The organism is Pseudomonas sp. WS 5410 (genome assembly GCF_012985645.1).
GTDB lineage: Bacteria > Pseudomonadota > Gammaproteobacteria > Pseudomonadales > Pseudomonadaceae > Aquipseudomonas > Aquipseudomonas shahriarae.
On sequence record NZ_JAAQWS010000030.1, the window covers coordinates 1 to 26478 of the forward strand.

The 26478-nt window shown below is 62.8% G+C and carries 28 protein-coding genes; 20 read left to right on the forward strand and 8 right to left on the reverse strand.

Annotated elements, in window-relative coordinates; genetic code table 11:
- Positions 1–466: 466 nt before the first annotated feature.
- The 10 genes from HBO24_RS27575 (at position 467) to HBO24_RS27620 (ending at position 10507) form a co-directional block, all read left to right on the forward strand.
- Positions 467–1069 carry a transposase gene (locus HBO24_RS27575; RefSeq protein ID WP_057438711.1) on the forward strand — a complete coding sequence of 201 codons (603 nt, stop codon included), beginning with the start codon at positions 467–469 and terminating at the stop codon, positions 1067–1069.
- Positions 1070–1131: 62 nt separating this feature from the next.
- Positions 1132–2721, forward strand: a complete 1590-nt coding sequence (locus HBO24_RS27580) for a ShlB/FhaC/HecB family hemolysin secretion/activation protein (protein ID WP_170060727.1) — start codon at positions 1132–1134, stop codon at positions 2719–2721.
- A 25-nt stretch (positions 2722–2746) separates the two neighbouring features.
- Positions 2747–4546: a MotA/TolQ/ExbB proton channel family protein gene (locus HBO24_RS27585; protein WP_170060728.1), complete on the forward strand. Its 1800-nt coding sequence runs from the start codon at positions 2747–2749 to the stop codon at positions 4544–4546.
- Between the two features lie 11 nt (positions 4547–4557).
- The gene (locus tag HBO24_RS27590) at positions 4558–4977 is read left to right on the forward strand and encodes a biopolymer transporter ExbD (protein ID WP_057438708.1); all 420 of its coding nucleotides are present in this window, start codon (positions 4558–4560) and stop codon (positions 4975–4977) included.
- On the forward strand, positions 4974–5678 hold the full coding sequence (locus HBO24_RS27595; protein WP_170060729.1) for an energy transducer TonB: 705 nt from the start codon (positions 4974–4976) through the stop codon (positions 5676–5678). The genes HBO24_RS27590 and HBO24_RS27595 overlap by 4 nt, the downstream gene beginning before the upstream one ends.
- 40 nt (positions 5679–5718) lie before the next feature.
- Positions 5719–7410 carry a putative porin gene (locus HBO24_RS27600; protein WP_170060730.1) on the forward strand — a complete coding sequence of 564 codons (1692 nt, stop codon included), beginning with the start codon at positions 5719–5721 and terminating at the stop codon, positions 7408–7410.
- 17 nt (positions 7411–7427) lie between these two features.
- On the forward strand, positions 7428–8054 hold the full coding sequence (locus HBO24_RS27605) for a hypothetical protein (protein WP_057438705.1): 627 nt from the start codon (positions 7428–7430) through the stop codon (positions 8052–8054).
- A gap of 22 nt (positions 8055–8076) precedes the next feature.
- Positions 8077–8550: a YbjN domain-containing protein gene (locus tag HBO24_RS27610; RefSeq protein WP_170060731.1), complete on the forward strand. Its 474-nt coding sequence runs from the start codon at positions 8077–8079 to the stop codon at positions 8548–8550.
- The gene (locus tag HBO24_RS27615) at positions 8547–9476 is read left to right on the forward strand and encodes a peptidylprolyl isomerase (RefSeq protein WP_169961191.1); all 930 of its coding nucleotides are present in this window, start codon (positions 8547–8549) and stop codon (positions 9474–9476) included. Before HBO24_RS27610 ends, HBO24_RS27615 begins: the two co-directional genes overlap by 4 nt.
- A gap of 53 nt (positions 9477–9529) precedes the next feature.
- Positions 9530–10507, forward strand: coding sequence for a LysR family transcriptional regulator (locus HBO24_RS27620; RefSeq protein ID WP_057959890.1), 978 nt, complete (start codon positions 9530–9532; stop codon positions 10505–10507).
- Between the two features lie 103 nt (positions 10508–10610).
- On the opposite strand, the gene HBO24_RS27625 is transcribed toward HBO24_RS27620, so the two are convergent.
- The 3 genes from HBO24_RS27625 to HBO24_RS27635 all read right to left on the reverse strand — a co-directional run bounded on the left by HBO24_RS27625 (position 10611) and on the right by HBO24_RS27635 (position 11634).
- Positions 10611–10775 (reverse strand): hypothetical protein, encoded by a 165-nt coding sequence (locus HBO24_RS27625; RefSeq protein WP_170060732.1) that lies wholly within the window; start codon positions 10773–10775, stop codon positions 10611–10613.
- 42 nt (positions 10776–10817) lie between these two features.
- Entirely contained in the window at positions 10818–11054 is a 237-nt protein-coding gene (locus HBO24_RS27630; RefSeq protein WP_170060733.1) for a hypothetical protein, read from the reverse strand.
- Positions 11055–11205: 151 nt separating this feature from the next.
- Positions 11206–11634, reverse strand: coding sequence for a hypothetical protein (locus HBO24_RS27635; protein WP_057959888.1), 429 nt, complete (start codon positions 11632–11634; stop codon positions 11206–11208).
- A gap of 142 nt (positions 11635–11776) precedes the next feature.
- On the opposite strand from HBO24_RS27635, the gene HBO24_RS27640 reads away from it, so the two are divergent.
- Positions 11777–12904, forward strand: coding sequence for a saccharopine dehydrogenase (locus HBO24_RS27640; protein ID WP_170060734.1), 1128 nt, complete (start codon positions 11777–11779; stop codon positions 12902–12904).
- A gap of 2 nt (positions 12905–12906) precedes the next feature.
- Positions 12907–13398, forward strand: a complete 492-nt coding sequence (locus HBO24_RS27645) for a DUF2269 domain-containing protein (RefSeq protein WP_170060735.1) — start codon at positions 12907–12909, stop codon at positions 13396–13398.
- On the opposite strand, the gene HBO24_RS27650 is transcribed toward HBO24_RS27645, so the two are convergent.
- From HBO24_RS27650 to HBO24_RS27660, 3 genes are all read right to left on the reverse strand, one after another.
- Positions 13349–13762, reverse strand: a complete 414-nt coding sequence (locus HBO24_RS27650) for a DoxX-like family protein (RefSeq protein WP_170060736.1) — start codon at positions 13760–13762, stop codon at positions 13349–13351. The genes HBO24_RS27645 and HBO24_RS27650 overlap by 50 nt on opposite strands.
- Positions 13759–14211 (reverse strand): thiol-disulfide oxidoreductase DCC family protein, encoded by a 453-nt coding sequence (locus HBO24_RS27655; RefSeq protein ID WP_170060737.1) that lies wholly within the window; start codon positions 14209–14211, stop codon positions 13759–13761. The genes HBO24_RS27650 and HBO24_RS27655 overlap by 4 nt, the downstream gene beginning before the upstream one ends.
- Positions 14212–14450: 239 nt before the next feature.
- On the reverse strand, positions 14451–15356 hold the full coding sequence (locus tag HBO24_RS27660) for a LysR substrate-binding domain-containing protein (protein ID WP_170060738.1): 906 nt from the start codon (positions 15354–15356) through the stop codon (positions 14451–14453).
- A gap of 197 nt (positions 15357–15553) precedes the next feature.
- Here HBO24_RS27660 and HBO24_RS27665 point away from each other — a divergent pair, with 197 nt between their 5' ends.
- The 7 genes from HBO24_RS27665 to HBO24_RS27695 all read left to right on the forward strand — a co-directional run bounded on the left by HBO24_RS27665 (position 15554) and on the right by HBO24_RS27695 (position 22142).
- Positions 15554–16501 (forward strand): branched-chain amino acid ABC transporter permease, encoded by a 948-nt coding sequence (locus HBO24_RS27665; RefSeq protein WP_057438696.1) that lies wholly within the window; start codon positions 15554–15556, stop codon positions 16499–16501.
- The gene (locus HBO24_RS27670) at positions 16498–17598 is read left to right on the forward strand and encodes an ABC transporter ATP-binding protein (protein WP_057438695.1); all 1101 of its coding nucleotides are present in this window, start codon (positions 16498–16500) and stop codon (positions 17596–17598) included. Before HBO24_RS27665 ends, HBO24_RS27670 begins: the two co-directional genes overlap by 4 nt.
- Positions 17595–18368, forward strand: a complete 774-nt coding sequence (locus HBO24_RS27675) for an ABC transporter ATP-binding protein (protein WP_029292970.1) — start codon at positions 17595–17597, stop codon at positions 18366–18368. The genes HBO24_RS27670 and HBO24_RS27675 overlap by 4 nt, the downstream gene beginning before the upstream one ends.
- Entirely contained in the window at positions 18361–19077 is a 717-nt protein-coding gene (locus tag HBO24_RS27680) for an ABC transporter ATP-binding protein (protein ID WP_170060739.1), read from the forward strand. Before HBO24_RS27675 ends, HBO24_RS27680 begins: the two co-directional genes overlap by 8 nt.
- Before the next feature lie 85 nt (positions 19078–19162).
- The gene (locus HBO24_RS27685) at positions 19163–20302 is read left to right on the forward strand and encodes a branched-chain amino acid ABC transporter substrate-binding protein (protein ID WP_115127991.1); all 1140 of its coding nucleotides are present in this window, start codon (positions 19163–19165) and stop codon (positions 20300–20302) included.
- A gap of 116 nt (positions 20303–20418) precedes the next feature.
- A complete protein-coding gene (locus HBO24_RS27690; RefSeq protein WP_057438692.1) occupies positions 20419–20910 on the forward strand; it encodes an L-2-amino-thiazoline-4-carboxylic acid hydrolase in 492 nt (163 codons plus the stop codon).
- A complete protein-coding gene (locus HBO24_RS27695) occupies positions 20907–22142 on the forward strand; it encodes a Zn-dependent hydrolase (RefSeq protein WP_076964775.1) in 1236 nt (411 codons plus the stop codon). Before HBO24_RS27690 ends, HBO24_RS27695 begins: the two co-directional genes overlap by 4 nt.
- Positions 22143–22184: 42 nt before the next feature.
- Here HBO24_RS27695 and HBO24_RS27700 read toward each other — a convergent pair whose 3' ends face one another.
- Positions 22185–23540 (reverse strand): amidase, encoded by a 1356-nt coding sequence (locus tag HBO24_RS27700; protein ID WP_170060740.1) that lies wholly within the window; start codon positions 23538–23540, stop codon positions 22185–22187.
- A gap of 13 nt (positions 23541–23553) precedes the next feature.
- Positions 23554–24885, reverse strand: a complete 1332-nt coding sequence (locus HBO24_RS27705; protein WP_115127994.1) for an MFS transporter — start codon at positions 24883–24885, stop codon at positions 23554–23556.
- 213 nt (positions 24886–25098) lie between these two features.
- Here HBO24_RS27705 and HBO24_RS27710 point away from each other — a divergent pair, with 213 nt between their 5' ends.
- Positions 25099–26127: a LacI family DNA-binding transcriptional regulator gene (locus HBO24_RS27710; protein ID WP_170060741.1), complete on the forward strand. Its 1029-nt coding sequence runs from the start codon at positions 25099–25101 to the stop codon at positions 26125–26127.
- Positions 26128–26478: the final 351 nt, after the last annotated feature.

Consider the following 26478-nt stretch of genomic DNA (forward strand, 5'->3'; position numbering starts at 1 on the left):
AGGCGCCCCGTTAAACCACGCTGGCCGTCATCCGATATTGATTTGGGGGGTAACCCGGCAGGACGCCGGGTTAGCCGCGCTGGGCCATGGATGGCCCATCGCGGCGGCCCCCCAAATCAATGTCGGATGACGGGCACACCGAGCCTGGGCGAGGTGCCGAGTGGTGGGGCAAGAGCCCTTTGCTTACTTTGGGGCTTTCCAAAGTGAGCCGCCGTAAGGGCGGAACCCTAAGTGGCCATGACCGCAGCAACGGATATGTACACAAACCCAGAAGAGAGCTGTGTAGCGACCTACGCCCATCGCGAACAAGCCCTCTCCCACATTAGGTTGCTGACGACGCCCGACAATCAGCCCTGCGGAATGAAGCTTTTATGACAAAAGTTCGGTAGTCCCCCCGTCCCTCCGTCTTGCCTATGTAACGCGCTCAAGCACGCGAAACAGGCCAGGAGTGGGGCGGATGGGAACTATGGAACGCTACTCGAAAGTAGGCATGCAGGAACTCGATCAGCGCCTGTCGAAGATCGTCGAAGCCGCCCGCAAGAAGCCGGTGTCGGTCTATCGCTATGGCGCGCCCTGGGTCTGGATCGTGTCCCAGGAGGACTGGCAAGGCGCTTTGAAAGAGGTGTCCAGCTATATACCTGCCGGTCACTCCCTGGTGTTGCTGCGCCCGCAGATCGACGAGGTGCTGGAGCAGCACCACGACTTGTTGCAGGCCCTGAATGCCGAGCCTGGCATGCTTATCGCCCCGCGCACGGTGCTGCAGATTCTGCTGCTGCAACTGCTCTATTCGGTGCCCAGCGAACAGCAACTGCACGAGCAACTCAACTACAACCTGCTGTTCCGCTGGTTCGTCGGCCTCGACCTGACCCAGCGGGTGTGGGGCATCCACGTTCTGCAGCGCGATATTGCCACGCTCCTGGGCAACCCACGGGCGGTGCAGTTGATCCAGAAAATCATCGGTGAAGTGTTCTGTGGCGCCTTGCTGCACATGCCGGAGTTCTCCTTGAACTTCGCGCTGCTGCATACCTGGCTGGCACGGCATGCCAATACCTCGACATCCAGCAATTGAGTCGGCCGAACGTGGTGCCAACAACCGTGAAGGCCAGCCATTCGAGTAATCCAGGGGGCGGTGTGACGCATCTGTTCAAATCAACGCTGGCGCTGTGCTGGCTGACACTGGCGCTGCCGGTGTCAGCCGATGAGCCAGGTGGCGCGTCCGAGGCCGCTGTGCGGCGGGTGGACGTCAATGAGTACTTTGTGCGCGGCAATACGGTGCTCGACGCTCGGGCGATCGAAGAGGCGGTGTACCCGTTCCTGGGCCCGCAAAAGACCTTGAGCGATATCGAAGGCGCCCGCGATGCCTTGCAGAAGATCTACCAGGCGCGCGGTTATCAGTCGGTGTTTGTCGAATTGCCCGAGCAGAAGGTCGATGACGGCATCGTCTACCTGCAAGTCAGCGAGACCAAGGTCGGCCGAGTGCGGGTGGTGGGGGCCAAGCACTATTCGCCGGTAGAGATCCGCGAAGAAGTTTCGGCGCTGAAGGAGGGGGCGGTACCGGATTTTGCCACGGTGCAGACCCAGCTCGCCGGCCTCAATCGCGGGGCAGGGCGCCAGGTCACGCCGCTGGTGCGCGAGGGCCAGCGCCCCGGCACCATGGATGTGGACCTGCAAGTGGAGGACCAGAACCCCTGGCACGCCAGCCTCGGCCTGAACAACGACTACAGTGCCGACACCGAGAAGCTGCGCAGTGTCGCGACCCTGGGCTACGACAACCTCTGGCAACTGGGCCACAGCGTGTCCTTGACCTTCTTTACTGCGCCCCAGGACAGCGAAAACGCCAAGGTCTGGTCCGGCGCCTACAGCGCGCCGCTCAACGAGCGCTGGACTGTGCAGTTCTCCGGTTATCAGTCCGACAGCAATATCGCCACCATCGGCGGCAGCAACGTGCTGGGCAAGGGTCACTCCTATGGCGTCTCGGCGATCTACAACCTGCCGGCCAGTGGTGTATGGGCCAACTCGTTATCGGTGGGGGTGGACTTCAAGGACTTCGAGGAGCAGATGCAGTTCGGCGCCAGCCGCGACCAGATCCCGCTCAAGTACGCGCCGCTGACCTTCGGCTACAACGGCTACCGCTACACCGAGCAGGCGCAACTGGGCCTGGGCCTGAACCTGGTGGTCGGCACCCGTGCGTTTTTTGGCTACGGCAGCGACGCCGAAGAATTCCAGTACAAACGCGACCAGGCCAGCCCCAGCTTTGCCGTGCTCAAGGGCGACCTGAATTACACCTACACCTTCACCGGCGACTGGCAGTCGGCGACCAAGACCGCGTTCCAACTGGCGTCTGGCCCGCTGGTCTCCAACGAGCAGTATTCGGCCGGTGGCGCCACGTCGATCCGTGGCTACCTGGCCGCTGAACGCACCGGGGATGATGGCTACTTGCTCTCCCAGGAATTGCGAACGCCATCCCTGGCCAAGTTCCTCGGCAGCTATGTGCAGGAGTGGCGCTTCTACGCGTTTGCCGAAGGCGCGCGCCTGCGCCTGCATGACCCGCTGCCCGAGCAGGAAGACGAATACAGCCTGGCCAGCGTCGGCCTCGGCACCCGTGCCAGTTTGAGCAAGTGGTTGTCCGGCAGCCTGGATTGGGGCTACCCGCTGCTCGATGGACCGAACACCCAGAAACAGGACTCGCGACTGCACTTCAGTGTGCAGGCGACTTTCTGACCCTTTTTTCCGGAGAACCCTTCACATGCAACGCCTATTTCTGAGCCTGTTGATCTGCCTGGGCTTCGTGCTCCCGGCCACCGCCCAAGCCTGGTGGCAGGACGACTGGCACTACCGTAAACAGATCTCGCTGGACACCACCCCCCAAGGCGCCGCGATCAATCAGGCGCTGGGCCGTACTGCCTTGCTGGTGCGCTTGCACACCGGCAACTTCACCTTCGACGGGGTCAAGGAAGACGGCGCCGACCTGCGCTTTGTCAGCGCCGACGACAAGACTGTGTTCAATCACCAGATCGAGAGCTTCGACCCGCTGATGGGCATGGCGTTGATCTGGGTCGATGTGCCCAAGATCGAAGGCGGCCAGCGTCAGGACCTGTGGATGTACTACGGCAACGACAAGGCCCCGGCGACCGGCAACGGCCAACTGACGTTCGATCCGAGCTACACCGCGCTCTACCATTTCGAGGGCGCCAACGGCACGCCGGCCCGTGACACCACGGCCTATGGCAACACTGCGCTGAACGCCACCGGTGCGAGCATCGACGGCGTGATCGGGCGGGCCTTGCAGTTCAGCGGCCAGCCGTTGCTGTTGCCGGCCAGTCCGTCGTTGCAACACACTGCCAGCGGCGCCTTTACTTTCAGTGCCTGGCTGCGCCTGGACCAGGCCGCCGGTGAGCAAGTGGTGCTGGCCCGCCGTGAAGGCAGCAGCAGCCTGGTGCTGGGCCTGAACCAGGGCATGCCGTTTGTCGAGATCGACGGCCAGCGTGCGGTATCGACCCAGCCGCTGAACCCCGGCCAATGGCAACACCTGGCCTTTACGGCCGCTGGCAACGCTGTGACCCTGTATGTCAACGGCCGCGAAACCGCGACCCTGGCGCTGGCGATGCCGGCGTTCAATTCCCAGCTGGCCATTGGCGCCGACCTGCCGGAGTCCACCGGCGGCCTGCTGCCCTTTGCCGGGGCGATGGATGAGCTGCGCCTGTCCAAAGTCGCACGCCCGGCGGGGGCGTTGTTGGCCGATGCCAGCGCCCAGGGTTCTGAGTCGAAACTGCTGGCCTATGGCGTGGATGAAGAACAGTCGGGCTTTGGTTTCGGCAGCCTGGGCTTTTTGCTCAAGGCCGTGCCTATCGACGCCTGGGTGATCATCCTGGTGCTGGTGGCGATGATGGTCCAGTCGTGGGTCATCATGTTCCGCAAGAACCGCATGGTCAGCCGCGTCAGCAGTGCCAACGAGATCTTCCGCGAGCATTTCGCGCAGATCGGCACCCGCCTGGAGATGTACTACGACGACCAGATCCTGGCCGAGCGCCTCGGCCACTCGTCGTTATGGCGCCTGTACCGCGTCGCCGTCCAGGAAATCCGCACCCGCCGCGCCCAGGGCGCCGACACCAGCTCGGTCTCGGCAGCCACCATCGAAGCCATCCGCTGCTCCATGGACGGCGTGCGCACCCGGGAAAACCAGCAGCTCAGCGCCAAGCTCTCGACCCTGTCCAACGCCATTGCCGGCGGCCCGTATATCGGCCTGCTCGGTACGGTGCTGGGGATCATGGTGGTGTTCCTCGGCACGGCCATGGCCGGCGACGTGAACATCAATGCGATCGCCCCGGGCATGGCTGCTGCGTTGCTGGCCACCGCCATGGGCCTGTTTGTCGCGATCCCCGCACTGTTTGGCTACAACCGCCTGATCACCCGCAACAAGGAGGTCAGTGCCGACATGCGGGTGTTCGTCGATGAGTTCATCACCCGCCTGGCCGAGATGCACGGCGAGAGCCAGTCCAGCGAAGCCGCGCATCGGCGCGCCCAGCCAGCCCACGTACCGGCCTGAGGAGAATCAGCATGGCTTCTGTGAATGCCTCCCACGACGATGACGAAGACGCCGCCGTCGACAGCATCAACATCACGCCCCTGGTGGACGTGCTGATGGTGGTGCTGGTGATGTTTATCCTCACCGCCACGGCCCAGGTCTCGGGGATCCAGATCCACTTGCCCAAGGCCAGTGCCTCGGTGTCGTTGTCCGAGGCCAAGACCAAGGCGATTTCGGTGAATGACGGCGGCCAGGTATTCCTCGACGCCTACCCGGTAACCCTGGGGGAACTGGAAGAACGCCTGCGCATCGAGAAAGCCCTGAACCCGGAGTTTCCGGTGATTGTGCGCGGCGATGCCACGGTGCAGTACCAGAAGGTCATCGAGGTGCTTGATTTGCTGCGCCGCCTGGAGCTGTCCCAGGTCGGCCTGGTCACTGGCAAACCATCATGACCGCACAGATGCCGATCCCACCCACGCCCGTGAAGAAGTCGCCGCTGCGCCCGCTGAAGTGGGGCGCCGGCCTGCTGGTGGGCGCCGTGGCCGCGTGGTTCCTGTGGCAGTGGGCCAATGACATGAGCGGCGTGCGCCGCGAAGCGCCCAAGGTGCCGATGATTATCCCGTTGCCGCCACCACCGCCGCCGCCCCCGGAACCGCCCAAGGAGCCCGAGCCCCAGGTCGAGGAAAAGATCCCCGAGCCTGAGCCCACGCCTGCGCCGGAGGAGGTCAAGCCGGAGCAAGAGGCACCCCCGAGTCCCGCCGACGACCTGGCCAACCCGATGCAGATGGACGGTGATGCCCAGGCCGGTAACGACGCTTTCAACGTGGGGGCCGGCAAGGGCGGCGGCATGGCCGGGTCCGGTGGGGGCGGCCTGGGCACGGGCACGTTCAAGCAGTACCTGGCCGGGGTGTTCCAGCGCTTGCTGCGCGAAGACCCGGAGTTGCGCAAGAAGGCCTATGCGGTGCAGGCCGACCTGTGGTTGAGCGGCGATGGCGAGGTCACGCGTGTAGAGCTGGCCCAGTCCAGCGGCGATGCCGACACCGACACCCAGGTACTGGCGGCACTGCGGGCCACGCCCCGTTTGAAAGAGCGCACACCGGCCTCCCTGACGTTGCCGGTGCGCCTGTCCCTCAAGGGCCGACGCCCGGAGTGAGCCAACCTTTTTTGCAGTTTTCTACAGGAGTTGTGTGCAGATGATTTCCCACGTGAATCGAGTGACCCTGGCGGTCGGCATGGTCATCGCGACCCTGGTTGGCCAGGCAACGGCCGCCCCGGCCGGGCCTTCGGAAAACGCCACGATCAACCTGATCCGCCTGCTGGTGCAGCAAGGTGTGCTCAAGCAGGAACAGGCCGAAGGGCTGATCGCCCAGGCCGAGAAAGAGGCGGTGCAGGCGCGCCAGACCGCAGTGGCCACCACCGGGCCTGCGGCGGCCCCTGGGGATGTGCGGGTGCAGTACGTGCCGGCCGCCGTGCGTGATCAGATCCGCGACCAGGTCAAGGCCGAAGTCATGGCCACTGCCAAGCAGGAAAACTGGGCCCAGCCCAACACCTTCCCGGATTGGGTCTCGCGTATCAGCTTCGATGGCGACATCCGTCTGCGTGACGAGTCGCGGTTCTTCTCTGGCAACAACAGCAACGAAATCGTCGATTACGCCAAGCTCAACGAGAACGGCCCCTACGACGTCAACAAAGACACCAACACCCGCCTGCCGCCATTGCTCAACACCCGTGAAGACCGCGAGAACCTGTTCCGCCTGCGTGCACGCCTGGGGATGAAGGCGATCATTTCGCCGGAATGGACCGCAGGCATCCGCATCGGCACCGGCTCCGACAACAACCCGGTGTCCACTACCCAGACCCTGGGCGGCGGCTTTGGCAAGAAAGATATCTGGCTCGACCAGGGCTACCTGACCTGGAAGGCCACTCAGGACCTGACCCTGACGGGCGGGCGGATCGCCAACCCGTTCTATTCCACCGACATGATGTACTCCAGCGACCTCAACTTCGACGGCGTGGCGGCGATCTTCAACCACAGCCTCAACAACGAATGGGGCCTGTTCGGCACGCTGGGCGCGTTCCCGGTGGAGTACACCTCCGACACCGCCAGCAGCAACGGTTTCGACAAGGAAGACAGCGACACCAAATGGCTGTTCGGCGGGCAGATCGGCGCCAACTGGAAGATCAACCGCAGCAACAGCCTCAAGGGCGCATTGGCCTATTACCGCTTCGACGACATCGAAGGCCAGCGCTCCAGCCCTTGCTCGCCATGGGCCGGCGCGCCGGGCTGCGACACCGACGGCTCGCGCGTGGCCTTTATGCAAAAGGGCAACAGCGTGTTCCTGCTGCGCAATATCAACGCCAACCCGGCGACCCCGGGCCTGACCCCGCAACCGCAATACGTGGGCCTGGCCTCCAAGTTCGATGTGCTGGACCTGAACCTGGTGTGGGACAGCGAACTGCCTCAAGACTTCAAGCTGCGCAGCCAGGCCAACTTCATTCACAACCTGGCCTACGACAAGGGCGAGATGCTCAAGCGCAGCGAAGGCGAGATCGTCAACAACATCAACAGCAAGGGCCAGTTTGAAAGTGGCGGCAATGCGCTGATGGTGCAGTTCACCCTCGGCAGCGCCCTGGAGATGAAAAAGGCCGGCGACTGGAACCTGTTGGCTGGCTACAAGTACATCCAGCCGGATGCCTTGCCGGACGGCTTCAACGACTCGTCCTTCCACCTCGGCGGCACCAATGCCAAGGGCTACTTCATTGGCGGCAACTACGGCATCGACAAGAACATCTACGCCAGCGCCCGTTGGCTGAGCGCCTCAGAGGTGTATGGCGCGCCGTTTGAAGTCGATGTGATGCAACTGGAACTGAATACGCGCTTCTGACGCGCCGGGAGATACCCATGAACATGCGAATTTGCGGACTGGTCCTGGCCCTGGTCGCCACCGGCGCCTCGGCCGAAGGCATGGAGGAGCGCCTGCGCACCCAGTTGCGCAGCACCACCGCGCAGCTGCAGGCACTGCAAAGCGAACAGGCCCAGGCCGCCGCTGCACGGATTGCCGCTGAAAACCAGGCCAAGCAGGCCCAGGTGCAGATCAAGCAGTTGAGCCTGGAGCTGGACAAGGCCCGAGGCGTGGCCGAGCAACTGGCCGGCCAGCAGCAGAGCCTGCACAGCCAGGCCCAGGCGCAAGTGGCGGCGAGTGCCGAGCAGACCGGCAAGTTCAAAAAGGCTTATGACGACCTGCTGGTGCTGGCCCGTGGCAAAGAAACCGAGCGCGCGCGCCTGCAGGCGCAACTGGCTGAACGTGACACACAAGTGCAGCAATGTTCAGCCAAGAATCAACAGATGTATGGCGTGGCCCAAGCGTTGCTCGCAGCCTACGAAAAAATCGACGTGGCCGAGGTCATGAGCATTCGCCAACCGTTCGCCAGCGGCGCGCGGGTCAAGTTCGAAGAACTGGCCCAGGGTTTTGGCGATGGCCTGTACAACAGCCGTTTCGATGCGCCCCAGGCGGCGCTTAATCACTGATCAACCAAGGAAGAAGTTAACCATGAGCGAATTGATGAGCAGCGTGACCCCCCAGCGCCTGACCGAGTTGCTGCAAGAGGCCGGCTACCGGGTCAACCAGAGCGAGCAGAACGGCATCGTGCAACTGCTCAGCGCCAGCCAGGGCATCGGTTTTGCCGTGCGCTTCGGCAACCCGGCGGAGCAGGGCGCCTATGTGGATTTCACCTACAGTTGCGCGCTGCGGGTCCAGGGCGAGTTGCCCGCAGGCCTGGCCCCGGTCTGGAACACCTCGCGGCGCTTTGCCCGGCTGTCCGTGCAGGGGGAGTTCCTGCTGATGGAGATGGACGTGATGGTGGCTGGCGTCGGTGCCCTGTACCTGCGCAGCCAATTGGAGTTGTGGGATCGGCTGTTGCAGGAATTTATCGTCTACCTGCGTGAATACAGCCAGACCGCCGCGCACCTGCAAGCCCAGGGTGTACCTGAGGTTGAAACCCGCGAAGAGGCGCCAGCGCTGTGAAAAAACCAACCCTGGTGGTAGCTGCGCTGGCCCTGTTGGGGGTGGCGGTGGGCTTGGGCCTGCGCTCGGGCAGCGACCCGGTCGCGGCCCAGCAACCGGCCCCGGTGATCGGCGCAGAGGGCCCGGCGGTGGCACGCCTGGGCAATCAACAGGTGGCCGTGCCGGAACTGCAGGCATTGCTGGCCACCTTGCCGGCCGAATCGCGCGAGCAGTTGCGCGCCAATCGGGGTGCCCTGGAAACCTGGATCCGCTCGCGCCTGGCGCAAAAGGCCGTGCTCGAACAGGCCGATGCCCAGGGTTGGCGGCAACGCCCGGACGTCGAGCAACAGACCCGCGCCGCCACCGAGCAGATCGTGTTTCGCGACTACCTGCTGTCGGTCAGCCAGGTGCCGGCCGACTACCCCAGCGCCGCCGAGTTGCAGCAGGCCTATGACAGCGGTAAGGCCCAGTGGATGACACCGCCGTTGTACCGGGTCAGCCAGATCTTCCTCGCCGTGGACGACCCGCAAAATGCCGAGGCCGTGCGGCGCCAGGCCCAGGAACTGAGCCGCCGGGCCCAGGCGGCCCCGGCGGAGTTTGCCGGGCTGGCCAGCCAGTACTCCCAGGACGCCGGCAGCGCCGGGCGCGGCGGTGATTCGGGCCTGCAACCCTTGCAGCAACTGGTACCAGAGGTGCGCAACGTGGTCGCGCGGCTCAAGCCGGGTGCGGTATCGGATGCGGTGCACAGCGCGGCGGGGTTCCATGTGCTCAAGTTGACCGAGCACCAACCGGCGCGCACCGCCAGCCTCGACGAACTGCGCCCACGCCTGACCGAGGCCCTGCGCGCCCAGCGCCAGGAGCAGATCGCCAAGGCCTATCTGGAGGGCATGCTCAACACCGCGACCTTGAGCATCGACGGGGCGCAACTGAACAAAGTACTGGAATAAACAGGCTGTACGCATGGATGCACAGACCCAATAAGACAGGGAGTTCCCCCCCCATGGACTATCTAGAACCTGCAGCACCCCACGGCATGACGCCTTACCGCGCGCCCGGCGAACCCCGGGAAGCCTGGCTGGCCCTGGCTGCGGGCATCGACCCGGAGGTGGCGCGCTACTTCCTGATCAGCGCCCGCTGCGGCTGTTTCATGCAGGCGGCCCGCAGCCTGAACATCAAGGCCACATTGCTGCGCAAACGCCTGGCGTTACTGGAAGCACAGATGCGCCGTTCACTGTTCAGCTACCAGGGCAATGTCCTGGCGCTGAGCCGTGACGGCCTGCAGCTCCAGGCGCGGCTGGTGACCCTGGCCAATGAACGGCGGGTGCCGGTGCAGGAACAACCGTTGATTCGGCTGGCAGTGGCCGAGACCATCCTGCATGACATCCTCGGGCGCGACCTGATCTCCCTGCTGCGCCGCAATGCCAGTGTGCGCCTGGAGATTGTCTGTATCGACAGTCCGCAGGCCGTGCAGACAGTGGAAGCCGACGTGGTGCTGTGGCTGGCGGGCGTCGACTCGCCGCAGCCGGGACCGGGCTTTGCGACCCACCCACCGCAGGCACTGGCCTGCCTGGATTACCTGCCGCATATCGCCAAACGCTACTCACGCCTGGCCGCACGCCCGGACAGTGTGGATGACTTGGCGGACTACATGCTGGTGCAATGGCAGCCTGACGGCTTGGTCGAGGCATTGGCGCCGTGGAACCGAGTGGTGCAACAGCGCTTGGCGGGGGTGGTGCAGGTGCAGGCGTATCCGCTGATGCTGGAGATGATCCGCTGCAGCGCGTGCATTGGCTTGCTGCCGCGTTACATGAGTTGTTTCGACCGGGGCTTGATGGCGTTGCCGGGCTTGTTTGCCCAGGATATGCAGCGCCAGGTGTGGATGGCGGTCAATGCCGCGGCGGCGCATCCACAGGAGGTGCAGATGATTGTGGCAATGGTGGTCAACACCTTTGAGGAGCGGCGCGAGTGGTTTGGCTGACGCCGCTCAATGGCGCGAACAAAAAAAGGGCCAGCGCTAACAAGCGCGGCCCTTTTTACAAATGGGATATTCCAGCGATAGACAGACTTGGGCGCTCATAGTGTTATTGAGTCTTGTATTGCACCGTACCTTGTTGCGAGGCGCCTTCGAACTTCGCGACGCCGATAATTTTTTTACGCTGTTGCGTGTCCGCAGAATTGACCGCAAAAAACTTGAAAGAAATTTCTAATGAAGGTTCGGCTTCCAATGAAACAGAGATAACCTCCATCTTGTCCTCATCGTTGTTGTCAGCGTACCAGCTATTCTGATTCTACCCTGGGTTGTACCAGGCACCTACAAGGGTATCCCTGTTCATTTCGTATGTGCCCGGCTTGATGTGGTCCGGGAAAGTAAAGAAAATCCCCTCTTTCAAGATACCTTCAATCGGACCGCCGGCAATAATCGATGAACTATAAAGGTTAAGTGAAACAGACTCGGCGGTGTAGGCGCGGCCATCAATGTCCGCCGTTAAATGGCCGGTTGTATTGTGCGGTTGGGGGGTTGGCATTAGTGAATCCTCAGAGTTGATTTAAACCGTTCGTAGAGGCTTTACGGTTAATTAATAACTTGAGGAGTACCAGGGATCTACTGTCACTATTAACAGTAAATCGTTTCAGTGGTCTGGTGTCGTTCCGGGCGCGTGTATCCCGGGTCGGTCCCTAGGCGACTACAGGCTGAATGTGCAACCCACCCTCGACATCCTTGACCAACCCGCTGGCCAGCAACAACGGCAGCAGACGCTTGTGCAACTGCGGTTCGACAAACTCCTTTACCGTGTCCAACGCCAGCTCGCCGTGACCCGGCAGTTCCGCCTTGGTGTACGACAGCCAGGCTTTCTTCAGCATCTGCAACACATCGCTGCCAGCGGTCAGCGCAAAGCGGCGGTGGGTTACCTGGCCCTGGAAGTCGAAGCTGTGCTGATACTCGTAGCCTTTCTCGTCACCCGCGCTGGCCACGCAGCGCGTGCAGGTGCAAGGGCCATCACCAAAAGCCGCCTGCAGGTAGCTATTGAAGTCCACCACGGGTTTGAGCGACAGGCGCTTGTCCACTTCGAACAGGTCGCCGGTCATTTTTGCGTCGTTACTCAAGGTGCATTTCCTCGCAGGTCTACAGCTGGTTTTTCAAAGCGCGGCATCATACCAGCCGGCAGCGTGGGCAGTCGCCAAGACTTGCCCGCTCAACTGATATCAGGGAAGCTCTGCGGGATCCCGTCTTTCAAGGAATAGATAAATGAGGTTCAGGGTGATGGTGATCGGTGGGTACGGCAATTTCGGCTCCATCGTCAGTCGGCATTTGATTGGAATGCCAGGTATTGACCTGGTGATATCAGGGCGCGACCGGGTCAAGTTGCTGTGCAAGGTTCAAGCGCTAGACACGCAAACAGGGCGTACCTGTCAGTATTGGTGCGGCGATGCGATGGGCAGCGAGTTCCGAGCGGCGCTGGGCTCGATGGCGATCGACCTGGTGATCCATACCGGCGGTCCATTCCAGGGGCAGTCCTATGCCGTAGCCCAGAGCTGCATCGACGCGGGTGTCAATTACTGTGACCTCTCGGACTGTCGCACCTTTGTCAACGGCATTGGCGTGCTGGATGCGCGCGCCAGGCAAGCGGGGGTGGCGATCCTCAGCGGTTGCAGCTCGGTGCCGACGTTGTCGGCAGCTCTGATCGATCAGCAGCGGCATCACTTCCAGCGCATTGATGCGATCGAGCATGGCATTTCTTCTTCGGCGAAGATGCCTGGCCTGTCTACCGTCGAAGGCGTGCTTGCCTACGCTGGCAAGCCGATCAAACAACTGAAAGATGGCCAGGTGCATGAGGTGTTGGGCTGGCAGGATCTGACGTTACGCAAGATGCCTGGCCTGGGTACCCGGCTATTGGCCAATGTCGATGTGCCAGATATGGATATTTTCGCCAGCCGCTATGGCGCCCATACCCTGGCCTTCAAGGCGGGCGCGGGCTTGAAGCTGGGCGGTGTCGCCAATTACCTGTTGGCCCAGGCGCTGCGTACGGGGCTGGTACGTGACCATGCGGCCTGGGCGGGCAGACTGCATCGTTTGGGGACTTGGTTCGAACGCTTTGGCGATGGCAAAAGTGCGATGTACATCGACGTGCAGGGGCTTGGTCTTGATGGTGGGCCATTGTCCATGACGCTGCAGTTGACAGCCCTGAATGACAAGGGGCCGGAAATACCAAGCTGTGCCGCCGTCGCCCTGGCCGCAAAAATGTCCGGAGGCTATCTGCCCGAACACGGTGCCCGGGCGTGTGTCGGCGAAATTAACGTCGACGAGTACATGACTGCCATCAACGACCCGCAAAATCTGAGCCTCACCGTGCAATGCGCTGACGGAAAGCGTTGAGCATGCTTTATCTGGGCTTGAAGTACCTGCATGTCATCGCCGCGGTGTTCCTGTTCGGGTTTGGCATGGGTTCATACCTTTATCTGATTGCCGCCAGCCGCACGGCCAATCCCCAGGTGATCGCTCAGGTGGCCAGAATGGTGGTGCGGTTCGACACTTGGATCACCACGCCTGCCGGCTTTATACAGATAGTCACGGGCTACCTGCTGACCCGGCTGACAGGCCTTCCTCTGACGACCGGGTGGGTGCTGACGGCGCTGATCATTTTCTTGTGCGTGGGGTTGCTATGGCTCCCGGTATTGGTGTTGCAGAAGCGCCTACAGGTCATCGCAGCCAACGCCGATGTTGCAGGCAACGAGCTCGGTACCGAGTATCACAGCGTGTACAGGCGATGGTTCTGGCTGGGGATACTCGGGTTCCTGGGGATGTTTGTGATCGTGCTGATCATGGTGACGAAGATGACCCCGTGGCAGTTGCTCGAACTGATGATGTAGGCCGGGTATACCAGGCGATCGCACACAGGGCGAGGCCGGCGATATTGAGTGAGACCGGGTTGAAGGCATCCCTGAGCATCGTTGGATTGAGTAGCGCGACATCCAGCAGCAGGATGACCAGCGACGTTGCGGCGAGGAGCAACGGCCAGGGACTGCGCGGTGCGAGCAGCAGCCACAAGGCCAGGGCAATTTCCCCAACGCCGGCCAATGTGGCGAACAGTTCTACCTGCTCGATCCCATGGGCCAGGATCATGGTCCTTTCGCCAGGGCTGAGCCACAGTAGCTTGGGAACCAGGCCGTGGTAGCCAAACATGAACGCCAGACCCGCCCGTGCGATCCAGTTGATGCGTGTCAGTGTACTCATCGCGGGGTTTTCAAGAAGCGTTGCGCATGATCAGGATCGGGCAGCAGGCAGCTGTCGTACCGGCCAAAAAGCCGATAGCGGTTACGTGCGATGCGGTCATAGGCCCAGTCACGAAGTACCCGTGGCAGTACCCGCAGCAACTGTAGCGGCCGCCAGGCCATGGGCAGCAGGGCGATGATCTGCAGGACTGCGTTGGAGCGGACCCAGTAGTACTGGTCGCGAATCACCGCCAGGGTGTCGAATTGATCCAGGGGCAAGCCGGCCCAGGCGAGCAGTGCCTGGCCTTCGGGCGACTGGACGGCCGCCAGGCGAATACGCCGGTGGCGGTCATGGCGGATCAGGAACCTGACCCAGCCATTGCACAGTTTGCAGACCCCGTCGAACAGCACCACCGTCTCGCCCTGGCTGAGCAAGGGGGCGGGAGTGGGGCGGGTAAAGGCACCGGGCATAAGGGTGGGTCCAATGAGGCTCTGGAGCCTCGGATCATACCGGCGAGCCCGCACTGATGATACACGGGCCGGAAAACGCAATGCTGTTCAGTTGGTAAGCACAAAGAAAGTGTGGCGAGCGGGCTTGCCCGCGTTGGACTGCGCAGCAGTCCCATTTTTAGGGCCGCTACGCGACCCAGCGCGACCCAGCGCGAGCAAGCCCGCTCGCCACAGGGATGCCGTTCGTGCATGACGTGCCCCTACACGGGGCTGTGGCCCAAGCGGGCCTTGATCCAGTCATACAGGTTATTGCCCTCGCTCGACAGCTCGCTGGTGGCTCGGCGGCACAGGTAATACTGGCGACCGTCATCCACCTGCAGGTCAAACAATTGCACTAGCTCACCCGTAGCCATCAGTGGCGCCACCAACGGCGCGCGCAGCAGCGAGCAGCCCAGGCCGGTGCGGGTGGCGACCAGGGTCAACTGGCCGTCCTCCAGCAGCAGGCCGTTGTGTGTGTTGCTGTGGTTGACCGCGGCGGCATCGAACCATTGGCCCCAGGTACCACGCTCTTCGTCGTGCAGCAGGGGCAGTTCGCTGAGGGCCTGGGGGCTGTCGATAGGGCCGTGGCGCTGGAGGAATTCGCGGCTGCAGAACGGCGTGACCGCGCCGCTGATCAGGGGCTCGCTGTGATAACCCGGCCAGTGCCCGGTGCCGAAGCGGATCGACAGGTCGGCGGCATCGCTGGGGTAGCTGCGGTGGTTGGCGTAGGTGATGTTGATATCCAGCGCCGGGTTGGCGCTCAAAAACTGCGCCAGGCTCGGGATGAACAGGTTGGTCGCGAACATCGGGATCAGGCTGATGGTGACCTGGCGTGTCGCGCTTTTCTCGCGCACGTGTTCGGTGGCGCTGCGCAGTACCGCGAAGGCCGAGCGAATCGCCCGGTAGTACTCACGGCCTTCTTCGGTCAGGCCCAGGTTGCGGCCTTGGCGCATCGTCAGCGGCTGTTGCAGGAAGCTCTCGAGCAAGTGCAACTGATGGCTGACAGCCGAGGGCGACACCCCCAGCTCGCGGGCGGCGGCATTGACACCACCGTGGCGGGCAAAGGCCTCGAAAGTACGCACGGCCCGTAGGGGCGGATCGTTGGCTAACTGTTCTAAATTATTCATGTATTGAATTAAATACTAAGTAAAAAGATAAATAAAGCGCAAAAAGGTCCCGTGTATAGGGGGTTTTGTAGTTGGTATAACCATATTCCCTTCAGATATTTGATAAAAACAGAATAAATAACTAGTGTTCCGCGCTCGGGCTTTTTAGTCGCGCGCCTTGGCCACGACGTTTTTTGTAAAGGGAGTTGATGGTTCTCATGGATGCGTTTATCCAGCAACTGCTTAACGGCTTGCTGTCGGGCAGTCTCTACGCGCTGGTCGCCTTGGGTTACACCATGGTCTACGGCATTTTGCGCATCATCAACTTTGCCCATGGCGATGTGTTGATGATCGGCGCACTGGTGGGCCTGTCGGTGATCCGCGTGCTGCAGGCAGCCTGGCCGGATATGCCGCCGGTGCTGTTGCTGCTGACGGCGGCGATGATCGCCATGGCCTTTTGTGCGGTGCTGGCGGTGGTGATCGAGCGTGTTGCCTATCGGCGCTTGCGCAACGCGCCGCGCCTGGCACCGTTGATCAGTGGTATCGGCGTGTCGCTGTTGTTGCAGACCGTGGCGATGCTGGTCTGGACCCGTAACCCGCAGATGTTCCCGCAATTGCTGCCCCTGGAACCTATCGAAGTACTTGCTGGCGATGCCACCCACGCTGCCGTGACCAATGCCACCGCACTGACCACCATTGGCGTGGCGTTAAGCCTGATGCTCGGGTTGTTGCTGTTGGTAGAGCGCACGCGCTTTGGCCGGGCCATGCGCGCGGTGGCCGAGAACCCGCAAGTGGCGAGCCTGATGGGCATCAACCCGAACCGCATCATCGTCATGACTTTCGCCATCGGCGGCGCCCTGGCCGCGCTGGCGGGCATCATGATGGCCAGCAACTATGGCAGCGCGCATTTCTACATGGGCTTTTTGCCCGGGATCAAAGCGTTTACCGCGGCGGTGCTGGGCGGCATCGGCAACCTCAAGGGCGCGATGCTCGGCGGCCTGCTGCTGGGGCTGATCGAAGCCCTCGGCACCGGCTACCTGGGGGCTGCCACCAACGGTGTGTTCGGCAGCAACTATCAGGACGTGTTCGCGTTTATCGTGTTGATCGCGGTGCTGGTGTTGCGGCCCCAGGGGTTGTTGGGCGAACGATTGGCGACCCGCGCATGAGCCTGGCAACCGCTGTGAGCCCTTCGAGCAAACGCGCCAGCCTGGGGCTGCTGCTGTTCGCCCTGGCCCTGGTCTTGGCCCCCTGGATTGTCGGGCATGCCGGCGGCAATACCTGGGTGCGCACCCTGGACTTTGCCCTGCTGTACATCATGTTGGCCCTGGGCCTGAATATCGTGGTGGGCTATGCCGGTTTGCTGGACATGGGCTTTATCGCCTTCTACGCGGTGGGCGCCTACCTGGCGGCCTTGCTGTCATCGCCCCATCTGGTGCAACAGTTCCCAGCCTTGCTGGCGCTGCTGCCGGAGGGCATGCACACCTCGATCTGGCTGATCTTGCCGCTGGCCGCGCTGCTGGCGGCCGGGTTCGGCGTGATTCTGGGGGCGCCGACCCTGCGCCTGCGCGGCGACTACCTGGCCATCGTCACCCTGGGGTTTGGCGAAATCATCCGCATCCTGCTGCGCAACCTCGACCGCCCGGTGAACCTCACCAATGGTCCCAAGGGCATCGCCCAGGTCGACCCGGTGACGCTACTGGGGGTCAACCTGGGGCGTACCCAGGAACTGTTCGGCCTGCGCTTGCCCTCGGTCTACCTCTATTACTACCTGTTCGCCGCGCTGGTGGTACTGATCCTGTTTGCCTGCATTCGCCTAGAGCGCTCGCGCATCGGCCGCGCCTGGATGGCGATCCGCGAGGATGAAGAGGCGGCCCAGGCCATGGGCCTCAATACCTTGCGCCTGAAGCTGCTGGCATTTGCCATCGGCGCGGCGTTCGGCGGTATCAGCGGGGCGCTGTTTGCCTCGTTCCAGGGCTTTGTTTCACCGGAATCCTTCACCCTCAACGAGTCCATCGCCGTGCTGGCCATGGTGGTGCTCGGCGGCATGGGGCATATCCCCGGGGTGATTCTGGGCTGCGTGTTGCTCGCAGCCTTGCCCGAAGCGTTACGCGCCAGCATGGGCCCCTTGCAGCAGGCGCTGTTTGGCCAGGTGCTGGTGGACCCGGAGATTATCCGCCAGCTGTTTTACGGCCTGGCGCTGATTCTGGCGATGCTGTATCGACCCGCCGGCCTCTGGCCGAGCCGCACAGGAGGTGCACCTTGAATCATCCGTTATTGCAGATCGAGAAGGTCAATAAACAGTTTGGCGGCGTGGCTGCGCTCGATGACGTGAGCCTGAGTATCGAGGCCGGGGAAATCTACGGCCTGATCGGGCCCAATGGCGCCGGCAAGACCACCTTCTTTAATGTGATGACGGGGCTGTACACCCCGGATTCCGGGCGCTTTCAACTCGACGGCCAGGAGTACCAGCCCACGGCGGTGCACCAGGTGGCCCGCGCCGGCATTGCGCGTACGTTCCAGAATATCCGCCTGTTCAACGCCATGAGCGCCTTGGAAAACGTCATGGTCGGGCGCCATGTGCGCACCCATAACGGCGTGTGGGCGGCCTTGAGCGGGCACTCGCGTGGGCGCGAGGAAGAGGCGCAGACCCGCGCCCACGCCCACCGCTTGCTGGCTTATGTCGGCCTCGCCGGGTTTGCCCACTACCGCGCCGACAGCCTGTCCTACGGCCATCAGCGGCGCCTGGAAATTGCCCGCGCCCTGGCCACCGAGCCGCGCCTGCTGGCCCTCGACGAGCCGGCTGCCGGGATGAATGCCAGCGAGAAAGTGCAGCTGCGCAGCCTGCTGGAAAAGATCCGCGACGACGGCCACACCCTGCTGCTGATTGAGCATGACGTGAAGCTGGTAATGGGCGTGTGCGACCGCATCAGCGTGCTGGACTACGGCCGGGTGATCGCCGTGGGCGCGCCTGCCGAAGTGCGCCGCCACCCGCAAGTGATCCAGGCTTACCTGGGAGCCGGCGCCCATGTCTGAAGCGTTGTTGCAGATTGACGGCCTGAAGGTGCGCTACGGCGCCATCGAGGCGGTCAAGTCCCTGGACCTGCATATCAATGAAGGCGAACGGGTGACGCTGATCGGTGCCAATGGCGCCGGCAAAAGCTCCAGCCTCAAGGCCCTGACCGGGTTGCTGCCGGCCGCTGCGGGGCAGATCCGCTTTGCCGGGCGCTCGATCCTCAGCCTGGCGCCCCATGAGCGCCTGACCCTGGGCATCGCCATGGTGCCCGAAGGGCGCGGCATTTTTGCGCGCATGAGCGTGCTGGAAAACCTCCAGGCCGGGGCGTTCCTGCGCCGCGACCCGCACCAGGTGAACCTGGAAATCCGCCAGTTGTTCGAGCACTTCCCGCGCCTGGAAGAACGCTTGCAGCAATCGGCCGGCTTGCTCTCCGGGGGCGAGCAGCAGATGCTCGCCCTGGCCCGTGCGCTGCTGTCCAAGCCGCGGTTGCTGGTGCTCGACGAGCCATCCATGGGCCTGGCGCCGGTCATGGTCGAAAAGCTGTTCCAGGTGATTGATGATGTCTGCCGCCAGGGCATGACCCTGCTGCTGGTGGAGCAGAATGCGCGCCTTGCGCTGCAAGTGACTGACCGCGCCTACGTGATGGACACCGGGCGCATCAGCCTCAGCGGCGCCAGCGCGCAATTGCTCGACCACCCCGAGGTGCGCAGTGCCTACCTCGGTGAATAACCCCATAACAAACGCCACCGGACGCCCGGCGTGTTTCGCCCACCCCCACAGGCCATGAGGGCCTGATGAGAAACAGGAAAAACTGATGAACAAGACTGCCCCCTTCAAACGTGTACTGTTGTTGAGCCTGGCCCTGAGCGGTGTGGCCCAGGCCGACCAGACGGTCCTGATCGGCCTGGCCGGGCCCTTGACCGGCCCGTCGGCGCGGATCGGCAAAGACCTGGAAAACGGCGCGCAACTGGCCATTGACCAGGCCAACGCCAAGCATCCGAAAATCAACGGCGAAGCGGTCACGTACAAACTGGTCTCCGAAGACGACCAGTCCGACCCACGCACCGCCGTCACCGTGGCCCAGCGCCTGGTGGACGAAGGCGTAGTTGGCGTGGTCGGTCACTGGAACACCGGCACCAGCATCCCGGCCGCGCGGGTCTACCATGACGCCGGGATTGCCCAGGTCGCGCCAGTGGCCACCGGTCACGCCTATACCCAGCAAGGTTTCGACACCAGTTTCCGGATCATGGGCCATGACGATGACGGCGGCCAGGTCGCCGGCGACTACGCGCTCAAGACCCTCAAGGCGCAGCGTATCGCCGTGATCGACGACCGCACCGCATTCGGCCAGGGCCTGGCGGACCAGTTCGTCAAATCCATCGAGGCCGGTGGCGCCAAGGTGGTTGCCCGTGAATACGTGGACGACAAGACCATCGACTTCAGTGCGGTGCTGACCAATATCCGTGGGCAAAACCCCGACCTGATCTTCTTTGGCGGCGTCGACTCCCAGGCTGCACCGCTGGCCCGACGCATCAAGCAGTTGGGGATCAAGGCACCGTTGATGGGCGCGGGCGGCTTTGTCAGCCAGACCTTCCTGCAACTGGCGCAGAACGAAGGCGAGGGCGTAATCGCCCTGGAGCCGGGCCTGGCCGTGGCACAGATGCCGGGTGGCAAGGCCTTTGAAGACGCCTACAAGGCGCGTTTCAAGAGCAATATCGAGCTGCATGCGCCGTTTGCCTATGACGGTGTCGGCGTGCTGATCGCCGCCATCGAACAGGCCAACTCCACCGACCCGCAGAAGTACCTGCCGGTCCTGCGCGCCATCAGCTATCCGGGCGTGACCGGGACCCTCGCGTTCGATGCCCAGGGCAATCTACAGAACCCGTCGTTCACCGTTTACCAGGTCAAGGCCAATCAATGGCAACCGGTAAGCGTGGCTGGCGGCAAAAAGTAACGCGCTGGATCTAAGCGTAGGAGCGTCCCAAGTGGGGGCTGTCTCACCCGGCGAGACAGCTCCTACATGTGGAGCACCAACATTGGATCTTCGTAGCCATTTGAATGAGGCATGCAATGAGCAAACTCGAAGGTGAACTGGGCATCCTGGCCCGCCGGCGCATCGAAGCCGAGATCATCAAGCCGATCTACGAAATCCTCGTGCGCGAGCAGGGCAAGGCCTTTGCCGCAGCGGTGATTGGCGAAGCGGTGGGCAACGCCGCGATCCAGGCCGGCAAGCATTTTGCCGCCCAGGAAGAGCAGGGCGCCGACCTCAAGAGCTTCGTTGAGCTGCAAGTGCTGTGGGAAAAGGACGACGCGCTGAAAGTCGAGATCATCGCCAGCGACGCCGAGCATTACGACTATGACGTCAAGCGCTGCCGCTATGCCGAGATGTACCACGAGATGGGCCTGGGCGAGATCGGCCACCTGTTGTCGTGCAACCGCGACGAGCTGTTTATCGTCGGCTACAACCCCAATATTGAATTGACGCGCACCCAGACCATCATGGGCGGCGCGCCAAGCTGTGACTTCCGCTACCACGCCAAGCCCCGGGAGCCGCGCTCGTGAGCGCCCTGGCCCGGGTCAACGGCGAGCGCCTGTGGGACTCGCTGATGGAAATGGCGCAGATCGGCGGCACGCCCAAGGGCGGCGTCTCGCGCCTGGCCCTGACCGACGAAGACCGGCGCGGCCGCGACCTGTTCGTGGCCTGGTGCACGGCGGCCGGGTGCAGCATCCGTGTGGACGCCATGGGCAATATCTTCGCCCGCCGCGCCGGCCGGCATGAGCACCTGGCCCCGGTGCTGACCGGCTCCCACGGTGACTCACAACCGGCGGGCGGCAAGTTCGATGGCATCTACGGCGTACTCGCCGGCTTGGAAGTGCTGCGCACCTTGAACGACCTGGGCATCGAGACCGACCGGCCGATCGAGGTGGTCAACTGGACCAACGAAGAAGGCTCGCGCTTTGCCCCGGCGATGATTGCTTCGGGGGTGTATGCCGGGGTGTTCGACCTGGAGTACGGCTTGTCCCGCGAAGACAAGGCTGGTGTAAGCATCGGCCAGGCACTGCAACAGATCGGCTACGCCGGCCCGCACCCTGTGGGCGGCCAGGCGGTGCATGCGGCGTATGAACTGCATATCGAGCAAGGCCCGATCCTTGAGGCCCAGGACCTGACCATCGGTGTGGTCACCGGCGCCCAGGGCCAGCGTTGGTATGAAGTCGAGCTGAGCGGGCGCAGTGCCCATGCCGGCACCACGCCCATGGATCACCGCCTGGATGCACTGCTGGGTTTTGCCCGGGTGGTGGAGGCGGTCAACCAGATCGGCCTGGCCCAAGGCGCCGAAGGGCGGGCAACGGTGGGCATGGCCAATATCTTCCCCAACTCACGCAACGTGGTGCCGGGGCGGGTGTTTTTCAGCGTCGAGTTCCGCCATCCCGATGAAGCGGTGCTGGCCGTGCAGGATCAGCAACTGCACGCAGCAGTGGCGCGCATCGCCGAGGGGATTGGCTTGCAGGCCAGCGTCAAGCAGATCTTCCAGTACGCACCGATTGCCTTCGACAAAGACTGCGTGGACGTGGTGCAGGCTGCGGCCGAGGCCTTGGGCTATAGCCATCGGCGCATGATTTCCGGAGCCGGGCATGATGCCTGCTACCTGAACCAGGTCGCGCCGACGGCGATGATTTTTGTGCCGTGTGTGGATGGCTTGAGCCATAACGAGGCGGAAGAGATCCACCCGCACTGGTCCACAGCGGGGGCGGATGTGTTGTTGCAGGCGATTCTGGCTTCGTCAGGCGAATAGGCTGAAGACCTGATCCCACATTCAACCTGTGGGGTCTTGCCCTCACTCCCGCACAAACAGCCTGCTCATCACCTGCAACAGCCGATCATCCGCGCCAGCGGCGCCAATCACCTGCAACCCCACCGGCATGCCCCTCACGTGCCCCACCGGCAGGCTGAGCGCGGGGAGGCCGGTGAGGTTCCAGGCACTGGTATAGCTGAGCACGGCGGCGCGTACATCAATGTCCTGTTCGCCCACCCGCACCTTGCGTGCATTTACCTCAGTCGCGGTAATCGGCACGCTGGGCGAAACCAGCAAGTCATAGTGTTCGAACAGGCGCGCCATCGCCGCTTTGTACTGCGCCTGGCTGGCCTGTGCGCGAATGTATTGCCAGCCTCTGACTTCCTCCGATACCTCAAGACGCTCGCGTACCTCCTGTTCAAACTTATGCGGCGCATCCCGCATGCGTTCGGCATGCACCTCGAAGGCCTCGGCACGTTGCAGTGTCAGCAGGGTGTCTTTCATGCCCGCCGCCATGTGGTGCAGTTCGTCGGTCTCCTGCAGTGCGTCGCCAAACAGCTGCTGCGCCGCCCCATAGACCTGCTGATGCACGTCGGCGTCGACCGGGCCGAAGCTGGGGCAAGTCATCCAGCCAACCCGCAGCGGCTGCGGGTGGGTTGCAGGCGTACCGGCGCGTCCGGCCAACACCTCGAACAACAGGCGCGCATCTTCGACATGGTTGGCGATGGGGCCTACGTGGTCGAGACTCGATGACAGCGGGAACACCCCGTCCACCGGCACGCAGGCAAACGAGGGCTTGAAGCCGACCGTGCCGCACAAGGCCGAAGGGATCCGGATCGAGCCGCCGGTGTCGGTGCCTAGGGCCAGCGGCACCATGCCGCTGGCCACCGCCGCGGCACTGCCGGCGCTGGAGCCGCCAGTGATGCAACGGGCATCCCACGGGTTGCGTGCCGCACCTTGCAACGAGCGATCGCCGGTCGGGCCGTAGGCGAATTCGTGGGTCAGGGTCTTGCCGATAATCACCGCCCCGGCTTCGCGCACCCGGTGTACGCACAGGGCATCGCGGTCCGGCTGGAAACCCTCGAAATGCGCGGAGCCGTAGGTGGTGATGTAGTCAAACGTGTCGATGTTATCTTTGACCGCGACCGGCATGCCGTGCAGCGGGCCCAGGTCCAGGCCTTGGGCCAACAGCGCGTCGGCCTTGCGCGCCTGGGCCAGGGCGACGCAGGCATCGACTTGAACGAACGCATTTAATCGCGGATTCAAGCGCTCGATGCTGTCCAGGGCGGCTTGCGTCAGCTCGACACTGGTCACGCTACCAGCCCGCAGGCGCGCGGCCAGCGTGATGATCGACTGACCGCAAAAATATCCAGCGTGGGTAGGCTTCACCAGGCTCATATAAACAACTCCATCAAACAGCTGCGGGTACAAAGGGTGGGGCGACCTGGCGACCACCTGGGCGCACCATCAGCATTGCGCTCATGCCCAGCGCCGTGGCCACTGCGGCGGCCACGAACATCGACGAATAGCCGTAATGCACGGTCAGGTAGCCCGTGAGCATCGGGGCGATAAACGAAGCGGTGTTGGCGATAAAGTGCGTCATGCCGCTGTAGGCGCCAACTCGATTGGACGGCGCAGTGTCGATCACCACGGCCCAGTAGACCGAGTTGGGCAGGGCGTTCAAGGCGTTGGCCAACGTCATCAAGGCAATCACGCCCCAGACGGTCTGGGCCTGGGACACCATGATGAAACACAGGGTTGTCAGCAGCAGGCAGGTCGCGGCCAGCCAACTGCGGGCGACTTTCAGGTTGCCGGTGCGGCGCAGCAGCCAGTCCGATATTTTGCCGCCCAGCAGCACGGTGAAGCAGGCGCCGGTCCACGGGATCATGCCCATGTACCACAGCGACGACAGGTTGTAGTGGAACTCATCCTGCAGGTACTTGGGGGTCCAGGTCAGCAGCAGGAACGTCACGTACACAAACGAGAAGTAACCGACGGCATTGAGCAGCAGGTCCTTGTTCTTGAAGAAGTGCCAGACCGGCGCGACGCTGGTGGTGGGGGTCGAGGCATTGGCGGCTTCGGCGCGCTCTTTACGCAGGAAGTCGAGTTCGGCCTTGGATACCCGCGGGTTTTCATCCGGAGTGTTGGTGAAACGGGTCATGAAATAGATCAGCAGCGCCAGACTGGCCACGCCCAGCACCACGAACATGCTGCGCCAGCTGCCGGTCAGGGTTTGCAGGCCCACGGCCACCGGTGCGGTGAGCAGTGCCCCCAAGGGGGTGCTGAGCAGGCCGACCGAAACCACAAAACCGCGCTCCTTGGGCGTGGCCCAATTGGCCACGCTCTTGTTGATCACCGAGTACGCCGGACCTTCGGCAAACCCGAACATCACGCGGATCGTGGCGAAACCGGCCATGGCCGAGCCGCCGAGGAACGCCAGCCCGAAGTCACCGGCAAAGGCCGTGGCAATTTCAAAGATCGACCACGTGGCGCCGGCGATCAGCCAGATGCGCTTGGCACCAAAACGGTCGGCCAGAATGCCACCGACCAATGCCCCCAGGATGTAGCCGTAGCCGAAGTAACCCAGCACGTTGCCCCAGTCGGCCTTGTCGAAACCGTACTCGGGCAGAATGCTCGCCGACGCATAGGCAATCGCGCCGCGGTCGATGTAGTTGAGCAGTGCCATCAGCATGATCAGGAAGAAAATCTGGTAGCGGAAAGACGGGATAGCGGGGCTGTTCATAGGGATCTGACTCTTCAAAATGATGGCAGAAGTCAAAAAGTCGGCCGCGTCCGGCGTATTTTTTATTGTTTGCCCAAACGTTTGGGTTGTCGAAATGTAAGGTTCGTAAAAATTTTAGTCAAACGTTTGGGTAAAAATTTACCTGCGGCTGCGACACGCCCGTTCGGGTAGAATCTGCGCGCTAAATATCAGACAGTTGGAAGCCTCTCCACCATGCCGAGCCCATCTCGCCCTGCCACCCTGAAATCCATGGCGACCGCACTGGGTGTGCATGTGTCCACGGTGTCCCGGGTACTCAATGGCGACCCGGCCGGGGTCGAGCGAGCGGCCTCGGCCGAAGTGGTAGCGCGCATTCGTGCATTGGCCAAAGAGCTGGATTACCGGCCGAACACCCAGGCATCGAGCCTGAAGTTGCGCAAAAGCCAGGAAATCTGTGTGCTCATGCCCAGGCTCACCGACCTGGTGATGGCGACCATTTATGACAGCATCGACAGTGCCGCCGAACAGGCCGGCTACCTCACCTTCGTTTCCAATACCGACGACCAGCAGCCACGCCAGATGGCGCGTGCCGAGCACGCCTTGCGCCGCTCGGTGGCCGGGCTGATCGTCGGCGACTCCCATGTGGGCGAAAGCCAGCCGCTGCTCGACCTGTTGGCGCGCAAGCACATCCCCTACGTGTTGGTCAGCCGGCAGATTGCCGGGCATCTGGCGGCGTGCAGTGACGATGAGTTGGGCGGCTGGCTGGCGGCCGAGCACTTGTACCAATTGGGCTGTCGCGATGTGGCCATTCTGGCGGGTGAGCGGCACGCCTCGACCGGGGCGGATCGCACCCGTGGGTTTACCCGCTACTTTCGTGAGCAAGGCATCACGCTACGCTCGGAGTGGACGCTCAATGGTCCTTTTGACAGCCTGACCGGGCATCGCCAGGGCGAGTATCTGCTGAGCCTGAACCCACGGCCCCAGGCGTTTTTTGCGGTCAATGACTTCCTGGCCATCGGCCTGATGGGCGCTGCGCGTGACAAGGGCTTGATGCCGGGCAAGGACATTGCCGTAGTGGGCTTCAATGACATACCGCTGGCCAATGAACTGATGGTTCCCCTGACCAGCGTGCGCCTGCCCTTGGCAGAGATGGGCCGCCATGCGGTTGAACTGCTGCTCAAGCGCATCGAGGGCGAGGCTGTCGAGTCGATCAAGGTGGCGCCGCAGCTGCAGGTGCGGGCGAGTTCGTCTTTGTTGCGCTGACGTCAAAAATGTGGGAGCGGGCTTGCCCGCGATTCAGCGGTGGTCCAGTCACTCTCTTTGATGACAGGTACACCGCCATCGCAGGCAAGCCAGCTCCCACATTTGAAGGGGGGTGTGGCCAAAACGCTGTGCCCGGCCAAGATCCCCTGTGGGAGCGGGCTTGCCCGCGATAGCGGTGGTCCAGTCACTCTCATTGATGACAGGTACACCGCCATCGCAGGCAAGCCAGCTCCCACATTTGATGGGGGGTGTGGCCAAAACGCTGTGCCCGGTCAAGATCCTCTGTGGGAGCGGGCTTGCCCGCGATAGCGGTGGTCCAGTCACTCTCATTGATGACAGGTACACCGCCAT